Genomic DNA, 19,565 nt, shown 5'->3' with positions numbered 1-19,565 from the left:
GCGTGTGCCCCGCGCCCGCCGGCGGGCGGGCCGGCCGCCTACCGGCAGACGGGGTCGCCGCCGTGAACCTGGAAGGGGGCGAAGCTCTGGGCGGCGGGCATCAGCTCGATGGTGTTGATGTTGACGTGGGACGGCTGCGACGTCGCCCAGTGCACGGACTCGGCGATGTCCTCGGGCTGCAGCGGCTGCCAGCCGGCGTACACCGCGTCGGCCTTGGCCCGGTCGCCGCCGAACCGCACGGACGAGAACTCGGTGCCGCCGACCATGCCCGGCTCGATGCACGTGACCCGCACGCCGGTGCCGTGCAGGTCGCTGCGGAGGTTGAGGCTGAGCTGGCGGACGAACGCTTTCGTGGCACCGTAGACGTTGGCGCCGGGATAGGGGTAGGTGCCGGCGACCGACCCGAGGTTGATCACGTGCCCGCGGTTGCGCGCGACCATGCCGGGCAGCACGGCGCGCGTGCAGTACAGGAGCCCCTTGCAGTTGGTGTCCAGCATCTGCTCCCAGTCGTCCACATCGGACCGGTCCGCGGGCTCGAGCCCCTTTGCCAGGCCGGCGTTGTTGACCAGGACGTCGATCTCGCCGAACTCCGCGGGCAGGCCCGTCACCGCGTGCTCGACCGCCGCCCGGTCCCGCACGTCGAGCTCGAGGGGCAGGACGCGGGACCCGATGTCGGCAGCGAGGCCGGCGAGCTTGTCCGCCCGGCGGGCGGCGGCGATCACCCGGGCCCCGCCGGCCGCGAACCGCCGCGCGATCGCGGCACCGAAGCCGCTGCTCGCGCCCGTGACGAACACCGTTTTCCCCTGCGCGGACATGACACTCCCGATCTGCTGCTTCCACTGTGGCCTGTCCAGGCTAGGCGGGGGAAAACTCCCGGTGCAATCAAAACTTTGCTCTCGGTGCAATCCGGTCGCCGCACTGTCCTCAGGGGACCGCGACCGCGCGCCGGCCGTCAGCCGCCCGGCAGGACACCCAGTTGCCGGGCGAGGCCGAACACGGCCGTGGCGTGCAGTTCGAACAGCTGGATCAGGTCGACGCTGTCGCCACCGATCTCGCGCGCGATGAACAGACCGTCGGCGGCGGCGATCGCGTACGTGGTGAGCAGTTGCACGGTGTTCTCGTCGGCTCCGCCGGTGACCTCGCGCACGAGCTCGGCGAAACGGCGGTGAGCGGTGTCGCGGGAGCGGAGGAACACCATGCGGGCGCTGGGTTCCCGGGGACGCCGTTCGAGGGCGAGCATGAGCCCCAGCCGGAGGAATTCCGGCGCTCCCAGGAGAGCCTTCGCCACCGCGCGGGCCAGCTCGATCACCCGTTCCCGCGGGGCGCCCGGTTCCGGGAAGTCGATCGCGGACAGCCAGGTGGCGAAGCTGCGTTCGATGACGGCCGCGATCAGCTCGTCCTTGTCCTTGAAGTGCCAGTAGATCGAGCTGGCCGGCAGCCCGCACTCGGCGCTGACCAGGGCGATGCTGGTGCCGTCGTAGCCGCGGTCGCCGGCCACCGCGACGGCGGCGTCGAGGATCCGGCGGCGGGACTCCTCGCCGTCGGCCCGGGTCCGCCGGGTGGCTCGCCTGCCGGTCACCGTCCTACCGTATCGATCGCGGTGCGTCGCCGGGATGCCGTCACCGCTGGGGGCGCGCGATGTCATCCCGCTCGCTCCGCCCCGCTCGGGTCGTGATGTCGCCGACTCCGGGCGGTACCGGGGTGGCCGGCCGGAGGCCGCCTGGGGGAGCGGGCAGGGGCCTGCCGGGGGCGGCGGCCGCGTAGACGACGCTGTCGGGCCGCAGCACGAGCACGCCGGCGTCATGGCGGGCCATCCAGGTGGTCAGTTCACCGCCGGTGTCCACGACGGCGCCCGCGCGCGGGGTGGAGCCGGCGGGCAGCACCTCGAAGGAGGCGAGTCCGGGCCACGCTGCGGCGCCGGGAGCGGAACCTCGGTGCAGCAGTGCCCAGCGTCCGGCGGTGACGTCGTCGAGGAGGGTCTGCGTTCCGGTGCCGCCGAGCACCGTCGGCTGGGGGACCGTGCGGCCGACTGCCCCGTGCCGCGCCGTGGTGAGGAATCCGTCCCGATGGCGCCAGGGCGGCACCCACAAGAGGTCGTGCAGCCGCCGCCGCATCGGGGACGCCTCAACCGCGCGGAACACAGTGTCGCGGATCCTGGTGACGGCGCGGCGGCGTTCGGTGATGATGCGCCCGGCGAGCACCGCGCGCCGGGTCACGGCTCGCACATGGGGCTGGCGCTCGGTCTCGTAGGTGTCCAGAACGGACTCGGGGAGGGTGCCGGACAGGACGCCGATGAGTTTCCAGCACAAGTTCCCCGCGTCGCGCACCCCGGCGGCCATACCCTGACCGATCCACGGCGGCATCACGTGCGCGGCGTCCCCGGCGAGGAAGATCCGGCCGGCCCGCCACCGCGAGGCGAAGCGGACGTGGTGGTTGTAGACGACCGAACGCAGGACCTCCACCTCGTCGCGGGTGCGGCCCTGCCGGTTCAGCAACCGCCACACCGCGTTCCCGGTGACGAGTTCCGTCTCGTCCTCGCCCGGCAGCACCGGGAACTCCCAGCGGTGATGGCCCAGGGGAGTGGGGCAGTCGACGGCGGGGCGGCCGGGATCGCAGTGGAACCGCAGCCGGTCGTGGCCCGGCCACGGCTTGAGCATCCTGGTGTCGACGACCAGCCAGCGGTCCTCGGCGGTGCGGCCGTCGAACCCGATGCCGAGCTGGCCGCGAGTCGGGCTGGACCCGCCGTCCGCGGCGATGACGTACGACGCGGTGATCCGCGTGATCTCATCGGTGCGCAGGTCGACGAGCATGAGCTCGACCCGGTCCTCCCGCGGGAAAACCCGGACGCATTCGTGCGCCAGCCGCAGCTCCACGTTCGGGTACCGCCGCGCGCCTTCGCGCAGCACCCGCTCCAGGGCCGGCTGGTAGATGAACATCTGCGGCGGGTGGCCGTGTCCCCGCGGGGGGAGTTCCGCGCTGATGAAGGCCCGGCCGTCGCGGTCGACGAAGTCGATCGGGCGTTCCGCCAGCATGTCCTGCTTGAGCCGGTCCGCCAGCCCGGCGCGCTGCCAGATCCGGACGACCTCCTCGTCGGTGGAGATCGCGCGCGCCCGGGAGTACACCTGCGCGTCCCGCTCGATGACGGCGACCGAGATCTCGCCGGCCCCGAGCAGGTTGGCCGCGGTGACCCCGGTCGGCCCGTAACCGATCACGGCCACGTCGTAGTGCTGGTACTCGGTCACGACGACGGGCCTCCGGGGAATACCTGTAGTGAACGTTCCAGTTGTTACCGGTCGCTACCGTAGGGTGCGGTGACAGCCGGGTCAATGCCGGGTGGAGCCGGGCGACGAGGAGATCAGCCGCTGGATGGGTCGCGTCCCACGGAGCGTGGGGACGAACAGGGGGCCGGTCCGGACCGGAAAGCTCGGCAAAGACGCTTTCGGAGAGCTGGGGATTCACTGTTGATGTGTTCGGAGATCGACAGACTCGGGCACGGTGGCATTCGGTCCGCGCTTGAATGGTGGGAATCGGGTGGTCGGCTGGGTGCGGATAGGGGCGAGAACCATTGGTCGGGCCTGGTGCAGACGGTGCTCACGGAGTTCAGGGCGGAGCTGAACCGGTCTCTTTCCGCTGATCGGCGATTCCTGGCGGACGTCGAGTTGGACTGGTACCTCCGTAATGTGGACGGGATCCACGCTTACACGGAAGCGCACCGGCTCGCCGATCCCTTCGAGGTGCTCGTCAGGCGAGTCGCATTGTCTGCGACGCTCGGCAGCTTCGGCATCGTGTTGGCGCCTGAGTCGCCGTTCGGCGCGGACCGGCTGTTCCGGCTGATCTCGGCGGAGATCACCGACGAACGTATCGCCGAGGCGAAGCGGCTGGGGCCGGTGTGGCGGAAGTTGGATCGCGCCGCGATGGCCCGGTTGATGCGGCTGAAGCATCTTCTCGCCCTGGCCGCCATGGTGCAGCCGCGGCTGACAAATCAGAGCGACGTGGACAGAGTGGACAGCTGGCGTTCGGTGTACGAATTGTTGCCAGTAGCCGGGAGTAAGAATGTGATGCCGGACCATCGATCGCCCTGACTCGGGTGAGTGTCGCGGAGTGTCCGACTGCACACAAGATCCTGCCCGACGTGGCCGTGGCGGTGGCCCGCGATCCCGTCAACGGTGTTCGGGTTCCGGTTCGAGGTGCGGCAGTGCGCGGTCGAGCCAGCCCGGCAGCCACCAGCTCGCCTTGCCGAGCAGGAACATCGCGGCCGGGACGATGAGCAGCCGGATCAGGGTGGCGTCGATCAGCACGCTCACGCCGAGACCGAGGGCGAGGATCTTGATGACGACGCTGGGCGCGGCGAGGAACGCGAAGAAGACGCAGATCATGATCAGGGCGGCCGAGCTGATCACCCGCGCGGTCACGCCCAGCCCGTCGGCGACCCCGGTGTGCGTGTTCCGCGTCCGCAGCCAGGCTTCGTGGACGCGCGACAGGAGGAACACCTCGTAGTCCATCGACAGCCCGAACACGATCGCGAACATGATCATGGGCACGTACGACTCGATGGGCACCGGCTCGTCCACCCCGAACAGCGACGCGCCCCAGCCCCACTGGAACACCGCGACGATGACGCCGTAGGACGCGGCGATCGACAACAGGTTCAGGACCGCGGCCTTGAGCGCGAGGACGGGGCTGCGGAAGGACAGCAGCAGCAGCACGAACGCGGCGGCCACGACCACGCCGATGATCAGCGGGAGCTTCGCCGCCACGATGTCGCGGAAGTCGAGCTGGCCCGCCGTCTGACCGGTGACGTAGGCGGTCGAGCCGTCCAGGACCGGGGGCAGGGTGCGGGTCCGGATCGTCTTCAGCAGCTCGTCGGTGGCGGCGTCCTGCGGTCCGGTCGCCGGGGTGACCGTGGACAGCAGGACCGCGCGGTCCGGGCTCGTGGTCAGCGGGGTGGCGGAGGCGACGCCGGGGGTGGCGGCGAGCGCCTGCTGCACCGAGGCGGTGAGCCCGGACGGCGCGGTGGCGCTGGGCACGACGACCACGGTGAACTGTCCGTTCACGCCGGGCCCGAACCCTGTGCTGATCGCGTCGTAGGCCTGCCGGGTGGTGCTGCCCGCCGGGTCCGCGCCCTGGTCGATGTGCCCGAGTTCCATCGAGAACGCCGGGATCGCCAGTACCGCCGCGACCAGGACGCCGCCGCACAGGTACCGCCACGGGTGCCGGTCGATCCGCACGGCGTACCGGTGCCAGGTGCTCTCCGACCCGTCGGCGGACTCCTCGGCGACCGGGCGGCGCACGTGCCAGCGGTCGATCCGCCGTCCGGCCAGGCCCAGCAGGGCGGGGACGAGTGTCGTCGCCGCGGCCGCGGCCACGACCACTGTGATGGCCGCGGCGAGCCCGAGTTTGCCGATGAACGAGACGCCCACGGTGAACAGGCCCATCAGTGCGATCACCACGGTGGTCGCGGCGATGAGCACCGACCGGCCGCTGGTCGCGACCGTGCGGCCGGCCACGTCGACCGGATCGGCGCCGTCGAGGAGGTGCTGGCGGAACCGGGTGGTCAGGAACAACGCGTAGTCGATGCCGACACCGAGACCGATCATGATCGCCAGCGTGGGAGAGGCCGTCGCGAACGTGATCGCGCTCGCCAGCAGCCCGAGCAGGCCCAGTCCGGTGACGACGCCGACGATCGAGGTGATCACCGGCAGCCCGGCGGCCAGGACGCTGCCGAACGCGACCAGCAGCAGGACGAGCGCCACGAGGATGCCGACCGCCTCCGACCTGAGGTCGCCCTTCTCCGGCTCGGCCGCTTCGCCCAGGGTGCCGCTGTAGTCGACGGCGACCCCGGCGGCTCTCGCCGGGTCGGTGGCGGCGTCGATGCCGTCGACGAGACCGGGGCCCAGGTTCGCGGGCTTGTCGTCGAACTGGATGTTGGCGAAGGCCGTGCGGCCGTCGGGCGAGACGGTGGCGAGCGGATCGGACACCGAGCGGACGTGCGGCACCGCGCGGACCCCGGCCACGGCCTGCTCGACGACCGCGCTCTGGCTGCTCAGCGCTCCGCCGGTGGTGAAAACGAGGCGTGCGCTGGTCGAACCGCCGGTGACGCCGTGCTCGGTCAGTACCGCGCTGCCCTCGCCGGATTCGGAACCGGGCAGGGTGAAGTCGTCGCTGAAGGCGCCGCCGGCCAGCTGGTCGGCGACCGTCACGGCGGCGAGCACCGCGAGCCACACGAGGACGACCCGCCACGGGTGAGTCGCGCAGCGACGCCCGGTGCGTTCCAGCGCTCCGGTGCGGGTTCTCCCGGCGGTGCTGACCTGTTCTGCCATGCGCGCCCTCCCGGCCCCCGCTCAGTGTCACCCCCGGTTCCGGGGCGCCGTAGGGCCGAAGGTCCCGGTGCCGCGGAGAGGGAGAGCCGCCGGTCGTTCGGGGATCATCGGCACCTTCGCGGGCTCCCGCGACGCGACGAGGATTCGGTCCTGGACCAGTTCGCTTTCGCCGCGATTGCCGTCACCTGCTCCGGGGGTGCCCCACAGCTGTTCCTTCGGGGCGCTCGACGCGACGGCGGCCTCGTCGGCGGCTGACCCGGGCGGTGACACCGACCCGGGTCAGCCCGCGCGCGGCGACCGCGTACGGCCGATGTGCGCGATCACGGCGCGGACGAATTCCAGGACGCCGTCGCGGCGGCGGTCGCGCCATCAACGTGCCCGAACCTCCACCGCAGGCTTTCGCTCCGGTGACCGGCGAACCGGGCAGCGTCCGTCGCGGGAGGGATCGACTCCTGTCGAGGAACAACGCCCGAGGCAGGAGTCCGTGGGTTGGCTCAGGCCTTGAGCTGCAGGCGGCGTTGCAGGAGAGAGGAGACTGGGCCGAACGAGGCGAACCGGAGCGGAAGGTCGCGCAGCCAGAGCCGGAACGGGTCCGACGGTGCGTAAAGACCCTTCACCCGGCGGCCGAGTGCTTGCTTCTTCTCGGCTTCCGGGCGGAGGTCGGTTTCCCAGTCGCGCAGTGCCGTGAGCACGTCGCCCGGGTGGCGGTCGAGCGCGGTGCCGAGGCGATCCGCGCCGGCGACGGCGAGGGAGGAGCCGAAGCCGGCGAAGAGGGTGACGCACCAGGCGGCGTCGCCGAGGAGGACCACGCGGCCCCGGCTCCAGTTGCCGACGACCATCTGGCTGATGGTGTCGAAGTAGACCGACTCGGCGTGGGGCAGCTGGGCGAGGACTTCGGGTGCGGCCCAGCCCATGTCCCTGTAGACGCGGGGCAGCACGGTGGCCGGGCCTTCCGCCAGTTCGGCCATCGGGCTGGTGGTTCGGTAGCCGAAGAACGCGGCTGCCCGGCCGGGGCCGAGGCTGATGACGGCGAGCGTGCGGCCGGTGTCGGTGAGGGTCGAGGTGGTGCCTTCCTCCACACAGGACGGCAGCCGGTCCAGCATGAAGACACCGGTCATGTGGTCGAGGTCGAGGCGGAAGTCCTCCTCCGGCCCGAACACCAGCCTTCGCGTCGTGGAGTGCAGACCGTCGGCACCGATCAGCAGGTCCGCTCGCTCCACCGTTCCGTCGCTCAGGGACACGTCGACACCGTGGGCGTCCTGAGTGACCGCGGTGACGGTGGTGCCGAACCGGATCTCGACGGCGTCGCGGATCGCGGCGTACAGCACGTCCTCGATGTCGCCGCGCAGGATGTTGAGCGCGCGCTGCCCGAGCATGGCGCGGACGGTCTGCCCGGGCACCGCGAACCGGGCCTGCCCGTCGGGCTTGACGTAGACCATCTTGTCCGGGGTGATGTGCCGTTCGGCGAGAGCTGGCAGCACGCCCATCCGTTCCGCGGAGTCGTACCCGATGCCGGAGAAGGTGACCGCGTAGCCGCCCGAGCTGCGCGCCGGTGCTCGTTCCACCACCACGGGCTGCCAGCCGATCTGGTGCAGCCGCAACGCGGTCGCCAGTCCGGCGATGCCGCCGCCGACGATGATGGCCCGCTTGGTCATGGTCATTTCCGTCCTTTGTGCTCGGTGAGACCGGCTGTCACGATGTCGATCAGCAGGTCGAGGATCTGAGGGTAGGGGGCGCCGAGTCGCTCGGCGTAGAGCGGCACGAGGAGCACGCTCTGCAGCGCGCCGACCACCACCGCGGGATCGATCTCGATCAGTTCGCCGTCGCGTTGTTTCGCCACGACGAATTCGGTGAGCGCGGTGGCCGGGTTGTCGCTCATGGCGGCCACGCGGTCCGGCGCGAGTTTGCGCGCTACCGCCTGCATCTCGTCCGGGTGGGTGGTCAACCGCCGCCACAGCGGGTTGGTCGCCAACTCCCCGAGAGCCGCGCGCAGGAAGCGGCGCAGGGCTTCCCGCGTTTCGCTGGCCGTGAGCAGCGCCTCGTCGATGACCCGGCGCTTGACCGCTCCCGCCTCCCGCAGCATCAGCTCCAGGTACAGCGCTTCCTTCGAGTCGAAGAACAGGTAGAAACTGCTCTTCACGATCCCGGCCGGCGCGACCAGCTCTTCCAGCGAGGTCTTGCGCAAGCCTTGCCTGGTGAACAGGTCCCGGCCGGTGTCCAGGAGCAAGTGGGTGATCCTCGCACGCTCCTCCGATGAGAACGCCGGTGGCATCTCCGGTACCCCCCTTCGCTTCTGAGAACATCAAAACAGATCGTAGATATGTTTTCAAGAGCGGCTGGAGAAGGTGACCACCGTCTCTGCCGATGGCGCGTCGCGCGCCGCCGAGTTCGCTGTTCGTGCCGTCGGAGTTGACCAAACGTTTCGGTCGCGTCGTCGCGGTCGACGACCTCACGTGCTCGGTGGTGCCGGTGAGGTGTTGGGGTTCCTGGGTCGGAACGGGGCGGGCAAGTCGACCACGATCCGGCTGCTGCCCGGCCTGATCCGTCCCTCGTCGGATTCAGCGAGGTGTTCGGTGCCGGTCTCGGACGTGCGGCGTGCGGCGTCGGCACTTGGTGGCCGTGCCCGCCGGCCAGGTGGTCACAATCCGGAGCTGGCGCCCTGCCGCGGCAGGCGGGGAACGGATGCTGCGAACCCGAGGGGCTGTGTGCATCTGCGGAGTGCCCCCGGTGAGATTCGAACTCACACTGGACGGGTTTTGAATCCGTTGCCTCTGCCAGTTGGGCTACGGGGGCGGCGGAGGCAGACTTTACGCGCCCCGGCCGCCCTGGCGGGTACCGGGGGTAGCCGTGCGTGACGATCGCTCACGCGGGGACGGGGCAACGCGACACGCCGTCGCGCGACGTGGTGAACACCATGCTCGCCACGTGGTCCGCGCCATCCACGCACTGGATCGTTCCGGGTAGGCTCGTCCTGCGGATGAACCGCAATTCCCATTCCGTCGAGCACGCAGGAGGACCCCGGTGACCGAAGAGGCTACCGAGGCCAGCGGTGTCGCCACCGCTCCGCAGCGTCGGGTGCTCGTCGCCGAAGACGAAGCACTGATCCGGCTTGACCTCGTCGAGATGTTGCGCGAAGAGGGATATCAGGTGGTCGGCGAGGCGGGCGACGGCGAAGAGGCCATCAAGCTGGCTGCCGAGCTCAAGCCCGACCTGGTGATCCTGGACGTCAAGATGCCGAAACTGGACGGCATCGAGGCGGCGTCGCAGATCACCGCCGACCGGATCGCGCCCGTGGTCATTCTGACCGCGTTCAGCCAGCGCGATCTGGTGGAGCGGGCCCGTGACGCGGGCACCATGGCGTATCTGGTGAAACCGTTCAACAAGCGGGACCTGGTGCCCGCGATCGAACTGGCGGTGAGCCGGTTCTCGGAGATGCAGGCGCTGGAGGCCGAGGTCGCCACCCTGTCCGACCGGCTCGAGACCCGCAAGGTCATCGACCGGGCGAAGGGCCTGCTGATGACCCACCAGGGGCTGACCGAGCCGGACGCGTTCCGGTGGATCCAGCGCACGGCCATGGACCGGCGCACCACGATGAAGGCCGTCGCGGAGGCGGTCGTGGAGAGCATCGGTCAGAAGTAACCCCACGCAGTCGCGTGGGGCGGACACTCGTTCCACCACCACTCCATTGAGTAGCCGAAGAGGCTGCTTCTGTGGGCGCTGGTTACGTAGTGTGCACACCCGGTTGGTGCTTGCAGCAATCGGGTGCATCTCGTAACTAAATTGTAGTGACCCCCGTCACGATGTGGAAACAAGACAGCGCAGCCCGCTGTGCACGTCCGCATCCGGCGGTTACGTTCAGCGCCCAATAGGTCCCCACCTGGGACGGCCGCAGTGTCGCGGCCGTCTGGACTTTGGAGGAACGAGTGGCAGGAGCACGACTCACGCGAGTTCTCGTGCTGGCGGCGGCAGCGACGCTGACGCTGGGTGCATGCGCGGCGCGTGACCAGGGAAGTTCGTCGGGCAACACCACCGGCTCGGCGGCGGCGCCTTCCCAGGCGTCCAACGCGGCCAACCCGCGTGGTGACGGCAAGGCGGTCTGCTCGGGGGTCTCGATCGCGTACGCGGGCACCATCAACGGCACGAGCGCAGCACTCGGCCAGAACATCCTGCGCGGCGCGGACCTGGCCGTGAAGCAGCACAACGAGGCCAACCCCAACTGCCAGGTGACGCTGAAGCAGTTCGAGACCGAGGGCAAGCCGGACAAGGCGCCCGGTGTGGTCACCCAGGTCATCAACGAGCCGGACATCCTCGGCGTGGTCGGCCTGCCGTTCTCCGGTGAGTCCAAGGCCGCGGGCAACCTGTTCAACCAGGCCGGCCTGGTGACCATCACGCCGTCGGCGACCAACCCGGGCCTGGCGCAGAACGGCTGGAAGACCTTCTTCCGCGGCATGGGCAACGACTCGGTCCAGGGCCCGGCGGCCGCGAAGTTCCTCACGGACACGCTCAAGGCCAACAAGGTCTGCGTCGTCCAGGACGACTCCGAGTACGGCACCGGCCTGGCGAGCCAGGTCATCCAGTCGCTCGGGTCCAAGGCGTCCTGCACCGACAAGGTGAAGACCGGTCAGACCGACTTCTCCGCCGTGGTCAACAAGATCTCGACCGAGAACCCGGACGCCGTGTTCTACGCCGGCTACTACCCGGAGGCCGGTCCGTTCGCCCAGCAGCTCAACGACAAGGGCGTCGCCGCCAAGTTCGTCGGGCCCGACGGTGTGAAGGACCCCGAGTTCCTCAAGGGCGCGGGCGCCGGCGCGGCGAAGGCCTACTTCACCTGCCCGTGTGTGCCGGAGGACAACTTCAAGGACTTCACCGCCGCGTTCAAGCAGGTCGAGGGCGCCGACCCGGGCACATACTCGCCCGAGGGCTACGACGTCGCCACCATCCTGCTCAAGGGCATCGACAGCGGTGTCAAGGACCGCGCCGGCCTGCTCAACTTCGTCAAGAACTACGACGGCCAGGGCCTGACCAAGAAGTTCAAGTGGAACGACAAGGGCGAGCTGTCCGACACGCCGGTCTGGAGCTACCGCGTGGAGAACGGAAAGATCGTCAACAACGGCCAGATCAGCTGACGACTGACCCATCGGGCATGCGTGCGGCCGATCGTCGCACGCATGCCCGATCCGTACCCGGGAATAGAGTGAGTCCTTGTACCCCGCGATGACCCCTTTCCTCGCGCAGACCGGTAGCTGGATCAGCTTCGATGTCCACGGTCTGGCGCAACAGTTCTGGAACAACACCGTCGACGGTCTGGCGCTGGGCGGTATCTACGCGCTCGTGGCGCTGGGCTACACGCTGGTCTACGGCGTGCTGAAACTCATCAACTTCGCCCATTCCGAGGTGTTCGTCGTCGGCGCGTTCGCGACCTGGCTGACGTTCTACGCCCTCGGATTCCGCTCCGGGACGACCCCGGTGCTCTCGGTCGCCGAGATCATCCTGTTCCTCGCCATCGCGTGCCTGGCGGCGATGGCGGCCTCCGGCGGCACGGCCGTGCTGCTGGAACGCGTGGCCTACCGCCCGCTGCGCAAGCGCAACGCCCCGCGCCTGGTCTTCCTGATCACCGCGATCGGCGCGTCGTTCGCCATCCAGCAGGGGCTGCGCCTGGTGTTCGGCCTGAACCAGCAGCCGCAGATCCGGCTCCTGCAACCCGAAACGTTGTTTCGGGTCTTCGGCGCCTCGGTGACCAACATCCACGTGATCCTGTTCGTGGCCGCCATCCTGCTGTGGTTCGTGGCCGACTACTTCGTCAACCGCACCCGCCTCGGCCGCGGGATCCGTGCGGTGGCGCAGGACCCGGACACCGCGACGCTGATGGGCGTGAACAAGGAACGGGTCATCGTGATCACGTTCCTCGTCGGTGGCCTGCTGGCCGGTGCCGCGGCGCTGTTCTACATGATGCGGATCCCGCAGGGTGCGATCTACAACGGTGGCTTCCTGCTCGGTATCAAGGCGTTCACCGCCGCGGTGCTGGGCGGCATCGGCAACCTGCGCGGCGCGCTGCTCGGCGGGTTCGTCCTCGGCCTGGTCGAGAACTACGGGCAGTCGCTGTTCGGTGGCGAATGGAAGGACATCGTGGCGTTCGTGGTGCTGATCGTCGTGCTGATGTTCCGGCCGACCGGCATCCTCGGCGAGTCCCTCGGGAAGGCACGGGTATGACGACGCAGACCGTGAGCGCGCCCCGGGCGGGGCGGCGCTCGATCCGCGACCAGTGGAACAACCTGTCCCGGCCGGCGCAGTGGGCGATCCTCATCCCGCTGGTGGTGCTGATCTACTTCCTGCCGGTGCTCAACCCGCCGTTGATCGCGACCACCGGCACCGACTTCCCCAACGCGATGTTCGACGTCGCCCGCTACGCGCTCGTCGCCATCGGCCTCAACGTCGTGGTCGGTCAGGCGGGTCTGCTCGACCTGGGCTACGTCGGCTTCTTCGCCGTCGGTGCGTACGTGGCGGCGCTGTTCACCAGCCCGAACTCCAGCCTGCACCACCTGCCCTACCTGTGGACGCTGCCGCTGGCGATGGTCATCACGATGATCTTCGGCATCGTGCTCGGCACGCCGACGCTGCGGCTGCGCGGCGACTACCTGGCGATCGTCACGCTCGGGTTCGGCGAGATCATCCGGCTGGTCGCGGACAACGTCGGCCCGCTGCGCGGGCAGTCCGGCTTCCAGGGCGTCGGCACCAACTCCGCGGGCGTGCCGTTCTTCGCCAACGCCACCCAGTGGTACTGGCTGACCATCACGATCATCATCGCGATCCTGCTGCTGGTCGGGAACCTGGAACGCAGCCGCGTGGGCCGCGCCTGGGTGTCCATCCGGGAGGACGAGGACGTCGCCGAGATCATGGGCGTCCCGGTGTTCAAGTTCAAGATCTGGGCGTTCGTCATCGGCGCCGCGATCGGTGGCCTGTCCGGTGCGCTCTACGCCGGCAAGCTCGGGTTCGTCAACAACCAGTCCTTCGACGTGATCACCTCGATGCTGTTCCTGGCCGCGGTGGTGCTCGGCGGTGCCGGCAACAAGGTGGGCGTCCTGCTCGGCGCGATCGTGGTGGCCTACCTGCCGCTGCGCTTCGTCCAGCTCGCCGACTACAACTACCTGATCTTCGGCATCGCGCTGATCGTCCTGATGATCTTCCGGCCGCAGGGCCTGCTGGGTGCGCGGCAGCGGCTGCTGGCCCGGGGCCGCCAGGCGTACCACCGCCTGCTGGGCCGCGGCGAGCAGATCAGCGGGGACAGCGCATTGTCCGCCGACACGCAGGGAGGTCGCCGATGAGCCACCCCACGGATGACGCCCCGCTCGACGGCGGGCTCGTCGCCGAGGTCGCCCGGATGAGCCCGGAGGAGCTCGCCGAGCACGAGGCCGAGGTCGCCGACACCGTCGCCATCGACCGGGACATCCGGGTCGGCGTCGGGGAGACCCTGATGGAGCTGCGGGACGTCACGCTCAAGTTCGGCGGCCTGACCGCGCTGGACTCGGTCTCGTTCGGCATCCGCCGCGGCGAGATCCTCGGCCTGATCGGGCCCAACGGCGCCGGCAAGACGACCTGCTTCAACGCGATGACCGGGGTCTACCGGCCCACGTCGGGGCAGGTGCTGCTGGAGGACAAACCGCTGGGCAAGGCGTCCCGGCACGACATCACCCGCCGCGGCATCGCCCGCACCTTCCAGAACATCCGCCTGTTCGGCGAGATGACCGCGCTGGAGAACGTGGTGGTGGGCACCGACGCCCGGCACCACACGAGCGTGCTCGGTGCGCTGCTGCGGTTGCCGCGCCACCACCGGGAGGAACAGACCGCGGTGGAGCGGGCGATGGCACTGCTGGAGTTCGTCGGCATCGCCGACCGCGCCGCGGACAAGGCGAAGAACCTGCCCTACGGCTACCAGCGCCGCCTGGAGATCGCGCGGGCGATGGCCACCGAACCGAAGCTGCTGTGCCTCGACGAGCCGGCCGCCGGGTTCAACCCGGCGGAGAAGGAAGAGCTCATGGAGCTGATCCGCAAGATCCGCGACGACGGCTTCACCGTGCTGCTGATCGAGCACGACATGAGGCTCGTGATGGGCGTGACCGACCGGATCGTCGTTCTGGAGTTCGGCAAGAAGATCGCCGAAGGACTGCCGGCCGAGATCAGGGAGAACCCCGCCGTGATCGCCGCCTACCTGGGAGTGCCCGACGATGACGTTGCTTGAGCTGGACGGCGTGTCCGTCCACTACGGACGGATCCAGGCGGTCGCGGAGCTGTCGCTGACCGTCGCGGAGGGCGAGATCGTCGCCCTGATCGGCGCCAACGGCGCCGGCAAGAGCACCACCATGCGCGCCATCTCCGGGATCCGGCCGTTGTCGGCGGGCCGCATCTCCTTCGCCGACGAGGACATCACCAAGCTGCGGGCCGACCTGCGGGTGGTCCGCGGCATCTCGCAGGTGCCCGAGGGACGCGGCGTGTTCCCGGGCATGACGGTCGCGGAGAACCTGGACATGGGCGCCTACGCCCGCAAGGACCGCAAGAGCCTGCAACCCGACCTGGACCGCGTGTTCGACCTGTTCCCGCGGCTTGCGGAGCGGCGCAACCAGGCCGGCGGCACGCTCTCCGGCGGTGAGCAGCAGATGCTGGCGATGGGCCGGGCGTTGATGGCCAAACCGCGGCTGCTGCTGCTCGACGAGCCGTCGATGGGGCTGGCCCCGCAGTTCATCCAGCAGATCTTCCGGATCGTCACCGAGATCAACAAGCAGGGCACCACGGTACTGCTGGTGGAGCAGAACGCGCAGCAGGCGCTCTCCCGCGCCCACCGCGCGTACGTGCTGGAGACCGGGCGGATCACCAAGACCGGCACCGGCCCGGAGCTGCTGGCCGACACCGCGATCAAGGAGGCGTACCTGGGCGTCGCCTGATCGGGTGGACCCGCGAACGGGCCCCGGCGCCGCGGCGCCGGGGCCCGTCCCGTGCCGAGGGTCAGCGGCTGCCCGGCGCCCGGTCGCGCACCAGACAGCTCAGGCGCGCGGTGCAGGTGCGGCGGCCCTGCTCGTCGGTCAGCACGATCTCGGTGGTGATGGTGCCCCGGCCCACGTGCACCGGCTTCGCCACGCCGGTGACCAGGCCGTCGCGGGCCGCGCGGTGGTGGGTGCAGGACAGCTCGAACCCGAGCGTGGCCTTGTCCGGACCGGCGTTGAGCGCGGCCACCGTGGAGCCCAGCGCCTCGGCCAGCACGGCGTTGGCGCCGCCGTGCAGCAAGCCGTAGGGCTGCAGGTTGCCGGCCACCGGCATCGTGCCGACCACCTGTTCGGCCGTGACCTCGACGAGTTCGATGCCCAGCTTGTCGTTGAGCTGCTGTTCCGCGACCCGCGGATCGATGCCCGCGAGCTGTTCGCGGAGGGCTTCGGACAGGTTCTCGGTCAATGCGGCAACTCCTCGGTGAGATGACAGCGGACAGGGGCGACCGCTCGCGCGGTTCTGTCGGTGACCCACCCTAGACTCGCACCCGTGAGCCCCAGCCAGAACCAGCCCGTAGCCAACGCCACAGCCACCCCGCCCGCCGAAGGGCGGCCGCGGCTGCTGCTGATCGACGGCCATTCGATGGCCTACCGCGCGTTCTTCGCGGTGCCGGCCGACCGGTTCAAGACCTCCACCGGTCAGGTCACCAACGCGGTGTTCGGGTTCACCTCGATGCTCATCAACCTGCTGCGTGACGAGCAGCCCACCCACCTCGCGGTGGCCTTCGACGTGTCGCGGCAGACGTTCCGCTCGCAGACCTTCGCCGAGTACAAGGCGACGCGCACGAGCACACCGGACGAGTTCAAGGGCCAGGTCGACCTGGTCAAGGACGTGCTCGGGGTGCTCGGTATCCCGGTGCTGGCCAAGGACAACTACGAGGCCGACGACATCATCGCCACGCTCACCACCCAGGCCACGGCCGACGGTTTCCAGGTGCTCATCTGCACCGGCGACCGGGACGCGCTGCAGCTGGTGACCGACTCGGTGACGGTGCTCTACCCGCGCAAGGGCGTGTCCGACCTGGTGCGCTACGACCCGGCGGGGGTGTCGGAGAAGTACGGGCTCACCCCGTCGCAGTACCCGGACTTCGCGGCGCTGCGCGGCGATCCCTCGGACAACCTGCCGGGCATCCCGGGCGTGGGGGAGAAGACCGCCACCAAGTGGATCCAGCAGTTCGGGTCGCTGGACGCGCTGATCGACCGGGTCGACGAGGTCAAGGGCAAGGTGGGCGACGCGCTGCGCGCCCATCTGGACTCGGTGATGCTGAACCGGCAGCTCACCGAGCTCGTGCGGGACGTGCCGCTGGAAACCGTGCCCGCCGATCTCGCGCTGCGGCCGTGGGACCGGGACGCGGTGCACCGGCTGTTCGACGAGCTCGAGTTCCGGGTTCTGCGCGACCGGCTGTTCCAGACGCTGTCCAGCGCCGAACCGGAAGCCGAGTCCGGGTTCGAGGTCGAGGGCGCCGCGGTGCCGGCCGGCGGTCTCGCCGCCTGGCTGTCGCAGCACACCGGCGCGGGACAGATGGTGGGGTTGTCGTTCCGCACCACCGGGTCCTCGGTGCGCTCGGACATCCAGTCCATCTCGCTGGCCGCGCCGGGCGGGCCGGCCGGGTACGTGGACGTCACCACGCTGGACGAGGCCGACGAGCAGGCCCTGGCCGGGTGGCTGGCCGACCCCGCGATCCGCAAGGCCGGGCACGCGCTGAAGGTGCCGCTGCACGCGCTGCGAGCCCGCGGCTGGCGGCTGGCGGGGCTGGCCATGGACACCGAGCTCGCCGCGTACCTGGTGCGGCCGGGGCAGCGGTCGTTCGAGCTGGACGACCTGGTGCTGCGGTACCTGCAGCGGGAGCTGCGCAACGACAGCGACGCCGGTGACGGCCAGCTGTCGCTGCTCGACGGCGACGACGGTGACCAGTCGCTGGTCCAGGGCGAGCTGGTCCGCGCCAGCGCGGTCGCCGAGCTGGCCGGCGCGCTCACCGGCGAGCTGGACAAGATCAGCGGTACCACCCTGCTGAACGAGATCGAACTGCCGCTGCTGCAGGTCATCGCCGAGGTCGAGGCCGCGGGCGTGGCGGTCGACATCGAGCAGCTGACCGCCCTGGAAGCGCACTACGGCGCACGCGTGAAGCAGGCCGCGGAGGCCGCGTACGGCGTGATCGGCAAGCAGGTCAACCTGGGCTCGCCCAAGCAGCTCCAGGTGGTGCTGTTCGACGAGCTGGGCATGCCCAAGACCAAGCGCACCAAGACCGGGTACACCACCGACGCGGAGGCGCTGCAGACGCTGTTCGAGAAGACCGAGCACCCGTTCCTGCAGCACCTGCTGGAGCACCGGGACGCCACCCGGCTCAAGAGCACCGTGGAGGGCCTGCTCAAGTCGGTCGCGGACGACGGGCGGATCCACACCACGCTGCACCAGACGATCGCGGCCACCGGTCGGCTGTCCTCTGTGGACCCCAACCTGCAGAACATCCCGATCCGCACCGAGGAGGGCCGCCGCATCCGTGACGCCTTCGTGGTCGGCGACGGGTACGCGGAGCTGCTCACCGCGGACTACAGCCAGATCGAGATGCGGATCATGGCGCACCTGTCCGAGGACGGGGCGCTGATCGAGGCGTTCCAGTCCGGGTTCGACTTCCACGCCGCCACCGCGGCGCGTGTGTTCGGAGTGGACCCGTCCGAGGTCACCGGTCCGCAGCGGGCGAAGATCAAGGCGATGAACTACGGCCTGGCCTACGGCCTGTCGGCCTACGGACTGTCGCAGCAGCTGCGGATCTCCACCGAGGAGGCCCGGGAGCTGATGACCGAGTACTTCGCCCGGTTCGGCGGGGTGCGTGACTACCTGCAGAGCATCGTCACCGAGGCGGGCAAGGTCGGCTACACCGAGACGATCTTCGGTCGCCGCCGGTACCTGCCCGACCTCAACAGCGACAACCGGCAGCGCCGCGAGATGGCCGAGCGGATGGCGCTCAACGCGCCGATCCAGGGCAGCGCCGCCGACATCATCAAGGTCGCGATGATCGGCGTGCACCGGGCGCTCACCGAGTCCGGGCTGTCGTCGCGAGTGCTGCTGCAGGTGCACGACGAGCTCGTGCTCGAGGTCGCCGAGGGTGAACGCGACCGGGTCGAGGAGCTGGTCCGCCGCGAGATGGGAGCGGCGTACCAGCTGGCCGTGCCGCTGGAGGTGTCGGTCGGGTTCGGCCGGTCCTGGAACGAGGCGGCGCACTGACGCGGGGAGCGCGGGCAGGATGAACGACCGCGCGGTGGTGCTGGCGCCGTTGCGCCGCGCCAAGGACTGGATGGACGCGCACTACGCCGAGCCGCTCGACGTGGACCGGCTCGCCGCGGTCGCCTGCTGCTCGCGCTCCCACTTCACGCGTTCGTTCGCCGCCGCGTACGGGGAGAGCCCCAAGGCGTACCTGACGCGGCGGCGCATCGAACGCGCGCAGGATCTGCTGCGGTCGGTGAACCTCACCGTCACCGAGGTCTGCCTGGCCGTCGGCTTCGCCAGCCTCGGCACGTTCAGCCGCCGCTTCGCGGAGATCACCGGGGAGTCGCCGAGCCGGTACCGCGCCCGGATGCGGGCCGGCGGGCCGCCGCCGGTCCCGGGGTGCTTCCTGATGATGTGGACCCGCCCGGCACCGGGAACCGCACAGTCGGAGAAGCCTCCGCGGGCTCCGGACCCGTAGCGTCGTGGTCCTCGACGACAGGAGGTCCGTGATGATCAGGGGACTGTCCCATTCCAGCGTGTACGTGCTGGACCAGGACTCGGCGAAGGAGTTCTACACCGGCAAGCTCGGCTTCGAGGTGCGGCAGGACCTGCGGATCGGGGAGTTCCGCTGGCTCACCGTGGGCCCGCCCGACCAGCCGGACCTCGACTTCATCCTGATGAAGCCGGGGCCGCCGCAGCACGACGCGGAAACCGAGAAGCAGATCCGGGAACTGGTCGCCAAGGGCGCGCTGGGCGGGGGTGTCTGGACGACCCGCGACTGCCGCGCGACCCACGCCGAGCTGGCCGCGCGCGGGGTCACGTTCCTGCAGGAGCCCGCCGAACGGCCGTACGGGATCGAAGCGGTGTTCCGCGACGACTCCGGCAACTGGTTCAGCCTCACCGAGCGTCACGAGTTCGACCCCGGTAAGGACTGGGCGTGACGTGCGGCGGTTCCCGGGCCGGCAGCCGCGGGAACGGGGCTCGTTCGACGGGCTGCCCGGG

17 protein-coding genes, 1 tRNA gene and 1 pseudogene are annotated in these 19,565 nt (G+C 69.9%); 11 read left to right on the top strand and 8 right to left on the bottom strand.

The window, feature by feature from the left end; all coding sequences use genetic code 11:
* Positions 1 to 38: 38 nt before the first annotated feature.
* The 3 genes from FHX45_RS04470 to FHX45_RS04460 form a co-directional block, all read right to left on the bottom strand.
* Complete coding sequence (locus tag FHX45_RS04470) at positions 39 to 815, bottom strand: SDR family oxidoreductase (RefSeq protein WP_167096899.1); 777 nt, start codon at positions 813 to 815, stop codon at positions 39 to 41.
* A gap of 137 nt (positions 816 to 952) precedes the next feature.
* Positions 953 to 1,579 (bottom strand): TetR/AcrR family transcriptional regulator, encoded by a 627-nt coding sequence (locus FHX45_RS04465; RefSeq protein WP_341771350.1) that lies wholly within the window; start codon positions 1,577 to 1,579, stop codon positions 953 to 955.
* Positions 1,580 to 1,619: 40 nt separating this feature from the next.
* Positions 1,620 to 3,242: a bifunctional 3-(3-hydroxy-phenyl)propionate/3-hydroxycinnamic acid hydroxylase gene (locus FHX45_RS04460; protein WP_167096895.1), complete on the bottom strand. Its 1,623-nt coding sequence runs from the start codon at positions 3,240 to 3,242 to the stop codon at positions 1,620 to 1,622.
* A 336-nt stretch (positions 3,243 to 3,578) separates the two neighbouring features.
* Here FHX45_RS04460 and FHX45_RS04455 point away from each other — a divergent pair, with 336 nt between their 5' ends.
* A complete protein-coding gene (locus FHX45_RS04455) occupies positions 3,579 to 4,082 on the top strand; it encodes a hypothetical protein (RefSeq protein ID WP_208405804.1) in 504 nt (167 codons plus the stop codon).
* A 78-nt stretch (positions 4,083 to 4,160) separates the two neighbouring features.
* Here the strand turns inward: FHX45_RS04455 and FHX45_RS04450 are convergent, their stop codons facing one another.
* From FHX45_RS04450 to FHX45_RS04440, 3 genes are all read right to left on the bottom strand, one after another.
* Positions 4,161 to 6,320, bottom strand: a complete 2,160-nt coding sequence (locus FHX45_RS04450; RefSeq protein WP_167096891.1) for an MMPL family transporter — start codon at positions 6,318 to 6,320, stop codon at positions 4,161 to 4,163.
* A 494-nt stretch (positions 6,321 to 6,814) separates the two neighbouring features.
* Positions 6,815 to 7,975, bottom strand: coding sequence for an FAD-dependent oxidoreductase (locus FHX45_RS04445; protein ID WP_167096889.1), 1,161 nt, complete (start codon positions 7,973 to 7,975; stop codon positions 6,815 to 6,817).
* Positions 7,976 to 7,977: 2 nt separating this feature from the next.
* Positions 7,978 to 8,547 carry a TetR/AcrR family transcriptional regulator gene (locus FHX45_RS04440; protein WP_243868920.1) on the bottom strand — a complete coding sequence of 190 codons (570 nt, stop codon included), beginning with the start codon at positions 8,545 to 8,547 and terminating at the stop codon, positions 7,978 to 7,980.
* A 118-nt stretch (positions 8,548 to 8,665) separates the two neighbouring features.
* Here FHX45_RS04440 and FHX45_RS28550 point away from each other — a divergent pair.
* Positions 8,666 to 8,875: pseudogene (locus FHX45_RS28550) on the top strand (ATP-binding cassette domain-containing protein); the annotation flags it as partial.
* A 164-nt stretch (positions 8,876 to 9,039) separates the two neighbouring features.
* Here FHX45_RS28550 and FHX45_RS04430 read toward each other — a convergent pair.
* Positions 9,040 to 9,113 (bottom strand) — tRNA-Leu (locus tag FHX45_RS04430).
* Between the two features lie 228 nt (positions 9,114 to 9,341).
* Between FHX45_RS04430 and FHX45_RS04425 the strand changes: the two genes are divergently transcribed.
* The 6 genes from FHX45_RS04425 to FHX45_RS04400 all read left to right on the top strand — a co-directional run bounded on the left by FHX45_RS04425 (position 9,342) and on the right by FHX45_RS04400 (position 15,256).
* The gene (locus FHX45_RS04425; RefSeq protein ID WP_167096884.1) at positions 9,342 to 9,959 is read left to right on the top strand and encodes a response regulator; all 618 of its coding nucleotides are present in this window, start codon (positions 9,342 to 9,344) and stop codon (positions 9,957 to 9,959) included.
* A gap of 314 nt (positions 9,960 to 10,273) precedes the next feature.
* The gene (locus FHX45_RS04420) at positions 10,274 to 11,446 is read left to right on the top strand and encodes an ABC transporter substrate-binding protein (RefSeq protein WP_167108401.1); all 1,173 of its coding nucleotides are present in this window, start codon (positions 10,274 to 10,276) and stop codon (positions 11,444 to 11,446) included.
* A gap of 88 nt (positions 11,447 to 11,534) precedes the next feature.
* Entirely contained in the window at positions 11,535 to 12,530 is a 996-nt protein-coding gene (locus tag FHX45_RS04415; RefSeq protein WP_167096882.1) for a branched-chain amino acid ABC transporter permease, read from the top strand.
* On the top strand, positions 12,527 to 13,642 hold the full coding sequence (locus FHX45_RS04410; protein WP_167096880.1) for a branched-chain amino acid ABC transporter permease: 1,116 nt from the start codon (positions 12,527 to 12,529) through the stop codon (positions 13,640 to 13,642). Before FHX45_RS04415 ends, FHX45_RS04410 begins: the two co-directional genes overlap by 4 nt.
* Complete coding sequence (locus tag FHX45_RS04405; RefSeq protein WP_167096878.1) at positions 13,639 to 14,556, top strand: ABC transporter ATP-binding protein; 918 nt, start codon at positions 13,639 to 13,641, stop codon at positions 14,554 to 14,556. Before FHX45_RS04410 ends, FHX45_RS04405 begins: the two co-directional genes overlap by 4 nt.
* Positions 14,543 to 15,256 (top strand): ABC transporter ATP-binding protein, encoded by a 714-nt coding sequence (locus tag FHX45_RS04400; protein WP_167096876.1) that lies wholly within the window; start codon positions 14,543 to 14,545, stop codon positions 15,254 to 15,256. Before FHX45_RS04405 ends, FHX45_RS04400 begins: the two co-directional genes overlap by 14 nt.
* Before the next feature lie 61 nt (positions 15,257 to 15,317).
* Here FHX45_RS04400 and FHX45_RS04395 read toward each other — a convergent pair whose 3' ends face one another.
* Complete coding sequence (locus tag FHX45_RS04395) at positions 15,318 to 15,761, bottom strand: PaaI family thioesterase (RefSeq protein ID WP_167096874.1); 444 nt, start codon at positions 15,759 to 15,761, stop codon at positions 15,318 to 15,320.
* 84 nt (positions 15,762 to 15,845) lie between these two features.
* Here FHX45_RS04395 and polA point away from each other — a divergent pair, with 84 nt between their 5' ends.
* From polA to FHX45_RS04380, 3 genes are read left to right on the top strand one after another with little or no spacing between them, the layout of a single operon-like run.
* On the top strand, positions 15,846 to 18,581 hold the full coding sequence (gene polA / locus FHX45_RS04390) for a DNA polymerase I (RefSeq protein WP_341771349.1): 2,736 nt from the start codon (positions 15,846 to 15,848) through the stop codon (positions 18,579 to 18,581).
* 19 nt (positions 18,582 to 18,600) lie between these two features.
* Positions 18,601 to 19,041, top strand: coding sequence for a helix-turn-helix domain-containing protein (locus tag FHX45_RS04385; protein ID WP_167096872.1), 441 nt, complete (start codon positions 18,601 to 18,603; stop codon positions 19,039 to 19,041).
* Positions 19,042 to 19,072: 31 nt separating this feature from the next.
* The gene (locus tag FHX45_RS04380; protein WP_167096870.1) at positions 19,073 to 19,504 is read left to right on the top strand and encodes a VOC family protein; all 432 of its coding nucleotides are present in this window, start codon (positions 19,073 to 19,075) and stop codon (positions 19,502 to 19,504) included.
* Positions 19,505 to 19,565: the final 61 nt, after the last annotated feature.

Origin of the sequence: Amycolatopsis granulosa, from assembly GCF_011758745.1 — a bacterium.
In the GTDB taxonomy this organism is placed as follows: domain Bacteria; phylum Actinomycetota; class Actinomycetes; order Mycobacteriales; family Pseudonocardiaceae; genus Amycolatopsis_E; species Amycolatopsis_E granulosa.
This window is presented reverse-complemented; position numbering and strand designations above follow the sequence as displayed.

What these genes read in the sequence shown, in the direction of transcription:
- FHX45_RS04410 (WP_167096880.1), top strand. Translation starts at nt 12,527, where the DNA reads ATGACGACGCAGACCGTGAGCGCGCCCCGGGCGGGGCGGCGCTCGATC.
- FHX45_RS04405 (WP_167096878.1), top strand. Translation starts at nt 13,639, where the DNA reads ATGAGCCACCCCACGGATGACGCCCCGCTCGACGGCGGGCTCGTCGCC.
- FHX45_RS04415 (WP_167096882.1), top strand. Translation starts at nt 11,535, where the DNA reads ATGACCCCTTTCCTCGCGCAGACCGGTAGCTGGATCAGCTTCGATGTC.
- FHX45_RS04445 (WP_167096889.1), bottom strand. Translation starts at nt 7,975, where the DNA reads ATGACCAAGCGGGCCATCATCGTCGGCGGCGGCATCGCCGGACTGGCG.
- FHX45_RS04450 (WP_167096891.1), bottom strand. Translation starts at nt 6,320, where the DNA reads ATGGCAGAACAGGTCAGCACCGCCGGGAGAACCCGCACCGGAGCGCTG.
- FHX45_RS04470 (WP_167096899.1), bottom strand. Translation starts at nt 815, where the DNA reads ATGTCCGCGCAGGGGAAAACGGTGTTCGTCACGGGCGCGAGCAGCGGC.
- FHX45_RS04380 (WP_167096870.1), top strand. Translation starts at nt 19,073, where the DNA reads ATGATCAGGGGACTGTCCCATTCCAGCGTGTACGTGCTGGACCAGGAC.
- FHX45_RS04385 (WP_167096872.1), top strand. Translation starts at nt 18,601, where the DNA reads ATGAACGACCGCGCGGTGGTGCTGGCGCCGTTGCGCCGCGCCAAGGAC.
- FHX45_RS04400 (WP_167096876.1), top strand. Translation starts at nt 14,543, where the DNA reads ATGACGTTGCTTGAGCTGGACGGCGTGTCCGTCCACTACGGACGGATC.